The sequence below is a fragment of the Pseudoxanthobacter sp. genome, from assembly GCF_036822375.1.
Taxonomy (GTDB): Bacteria; Pseudomonadota; Alphaproteobacteria; order Rhizobiales; family Segnochrobactraceae; genus Pseudoxanthobacter.
This window is the reverse complement of the sequence record NZ_DAISHT010000143.1, coordinates 1-2,958: the sequence shown is the minus strand read 5'-3', so window position 1 is coordinate 2,958 and position 2,958 is coordinate 1. Positions and strand designations below refer to the sequence as shown.

The 2,958-nt window shown below is 69.6% G+C and carries 3 protein-coding genes; all 3 read right to left on the bottom strand.

The features are described from left to right. Window positions 1-100: 100 nt before the first annotated feature. A complete protein-coding gene (locus tag V7067_RS12665; RefSeq protein WP_334176265.1) occupies window positions 101-601 on the bottom strand; it encodes an RDD family protein in 501 nt (166 codons plus the stop codon). A gap of 133 nt (window positions 602-734) precedes the next feature. Continuing rightward, window positions 735-2,057 carry a threonine ammonia-lyase gene (locus V7067_RS12660; RefSeq protein ID WP_334176264.1) on the bottom strand — a complete coding sequence of 441 codons (1,323 nt, stop codon included), beginning with the start codon at window positions 2,055-2,057 and terminating at the stop codon, window positions 735-737. Beyond that, the coding region (gene hemB, locus V7067_RS12655; protein ID WP_334176263.1) for a porphobilinogen synthase at window positions 2,057-2,958 on the bottom strand (902 nt) is incomplete at its 5' end. The genes V7067_RS12660 and hemB, both read right to left, overlap by 1 nt.

Sequence of the window (2,958 nt, the reverse complement as noted above, 5' to 3'; positions counted from 1 at the left end):
AAAAGGCTTCCGCCGGCAGGCACAGGCGAAAAGGCTTCCGCCGGCAGGCACGGGCGAAAAGGCTTCCGCGCGCCGGCGCCGGGACGGGCGGCGCGCACGGTCAGCGTCGCGGCTGGCCTTCCAGCCGGGCGACGGCGTCGGAATCGACGATCAGCGTGCCGAGCACCAGATCGTGCAGCAGGCGCTTGCGCTCGTCGATCAGCCCGACGAGCAGCACGAACGGCGTGAGGATCGTCACCGACAGCCAGAACAGCAGCGAGTGGGCCATCGCCATCAGCGGATAGGCGCGGCCGCCGTGCCACAGCCGCATTTCCAGCCCGAGCATACGCATGCCGGGGGTGGCGGAGCGCGGGCCGCCGAGCGTGAAGGCGGCATAGGCCAGCGCCACCGCCTCCCACAGAAACACATAGAGAGACCAGCCGAGGCCGAGCGTGACGAGGCCGAGGAAGAACACCGCCACGCCGGCAATGAGCGTGAGGACGAGGATCATCAGCACATCGAAAAGGAAGGCCACGCAGCGCCGCCGGCGGACGCCGGCAAAAAGCGCCGGCCGCTCATAGAGGCTCGCGGTTGTCGTGCTTCCGGGCGAAAGCTCGCTCAAGGTCATCTCCGCCGGGTGAAGGGTCCGTCCTGTCCCGATTGAAGAGATGGGGGCTTGCGCGGGTCTTGTCAATTTGACGCGGGCAGAAAGACGGGCGCGCGGTTGCACGGGCGCCCGCCCTCCGCCCCGGCGGTTACAGCACCGCGCGCTCCGGCTGGCCTTCCGGCATCGGCCGGCGCGAGGCGGTGAAGCCGTGGTCGTTGAGGGCATCGACGATCTCGTCGAGATGCTTGCCGTCGCGCGCCTCCACGGTCACATCCACCAGTGCGCCCTTGGCGGGCACGTCGAGGAAGAAGCGGTGGTGCGAGACCTCCAGAATGTTGCCGCCGCGGGTGCCGATGATGCCGGCCAGCTCCGCCAGCATCATCGGCCGGTCGGGCATGGTGACGCGGATGGCGGCAATGCGCTCGGCCCGCGTCAGCTCGCGCATGATGATGGAGGCGAGAATCCGCGGATCGATGTTGCCGCCCGACAGCACCAGCCCCACCTTCTGGCCGCGGAAGTGGTCCGGATAGGCCATCAGCGCCGCAAGGCCGGCGGCGCCGGCGCCCTCGGTCGTGGTCTTCTGCACCGTCAGGAAGGCATCGACCGCGCGCTCGATATCGCTTTCCTGCACGGCGACGATGCCGTCCACATATTGTCTGGCAATGGCGGTGGCGAGCCGGCCGACATGCTTGACCGCGATGCCTTCCGCCAGCGTGTTGCCGCCGCACTCGGCCTCCTCGCCGCGCATGGCGGCGACCATGGCGGGATAAAGCTCGGTCTCCACGCCGATGATGCGGATGCCGGGCTTCAGCGCGCGGGCGGCGATCGCCACGCCGGAGATGAGGCCGCCGCCGCCGACCGGCACGACGATGACGTCGAGATCGGGGCAGTCGGCCAGCATTTCCAGCGCGATGGTGCCCTGACCGCGGATCACGTCGGCATCGTCGTAAGGATGCACCCAGGTAAAGCCCTCGGCGTCCGAAATGCGCTGGGCTTCCACCTGCGCTTCGGCCACCGTCTCGCCGGCCAGCACCACGCGCGCGCCGTGGGCCCGGGTGGCGGAAACCTTCACGAACGGGGTCGGCTCCGGCATGACGATGGTGGCCGGAATGCCGAGCCGGGCGGCGTGATAGGCAACCGCCTGCGCATGGTTGCCGGCCGACATGGCGATGACGCCGCGCCGCCGCGCTTCCGGCCCGAGGCCGGCGAGCTTGACCAGTGCCCCGCGCTCCTTGAAGGCGCAGGTATATTGCATGTTCTCGTATTTCACGAACACGCGGGCGCCGGTCAGGTCGGAAAGGCGGCGGGCTTCCACCAGCGGGGTGCGCACGATATGGCCGGCCAGAAGGCCGGCCGCCTCGCGGATGGTGGCGAGCGTCGGCCACTCCGCCGGCGGCGTGAAGGCAGCCGGGGCGCGGGCGGTGTCGGTCACCGCCCAGTCGCCGGCCTCGCGCGGCAGGTGGGTTTCCATCAGCCGGCCCTCAGGCGCCGGGCCATCTCGACGGCGAAATAGGTGAGGATGCCGTCGGCGCCTGCGCGCTTGAAGCACATCAGCGCCTCCGGCACGGCGCGCTCGCCGTCGATCCAGCCGTTGCGGATGGCGCCGGCGATCATCGCGTATTCGCCCGACACCTGATAGGCGAAGGTCGGCATGCCGAACGCCTGCTTCAGCCGCCACAGCACGTCGAGATAGGGCATGCCGGGCTTCACCATCACCATGTCGGCGCCTTCGGCGATGTCGAGCTCGGTCTCGCGCAGCGCCTCGTCGGTGTTGGCCGGGTCCATCTGATAGGTGCGCTTGTCGCCGCGCAGCGTCTTGCTGGAGCCGACGGCATCGCGGAACGGGCCATAGAACGCCGAGGCATATTTGGCGGCATAGGCCATGATCTGCACATGGTCGAAACCGTTGGCATCGAGGGCGGCGCGGATGGCGCCGACGCGGCCGTCCATCATGTCGGAGGGGGCGATGATGTCGGCGCCGGCGCGCACCTGCGTCAGGGCCTGCCCGATCAGGCGGTCGACGGTGGCGTCGTTGAGAATCACGTCGCCTTCCATCACGCCGTCATGGCCGTGGCTGGTGTAGGGGTCGAGCGCCACGTCGGTGACGATGCCGATGTCGGGGGCGGCGGCGCGGATGGCGCGGGTGGCGCGGCAGACGAGGTTCTCGTCGTTGAAGGCTTCCGAGCCGGTCTCGTCGCGCAGCGCCGGATCGGTGAAGGGAAAGAGCGCCACGGCGGGAATGCCGAGTTCGGCGGCTTCGGCCACGGCCTCGGCCAGCGTGTCGACCGAATGGCGCACGACGCCGGGCATGGAGGCCACCGGCTCGCGCACATTGTCGCCCTCGCGCACGAACACCGGCCAGATCAGGTCGT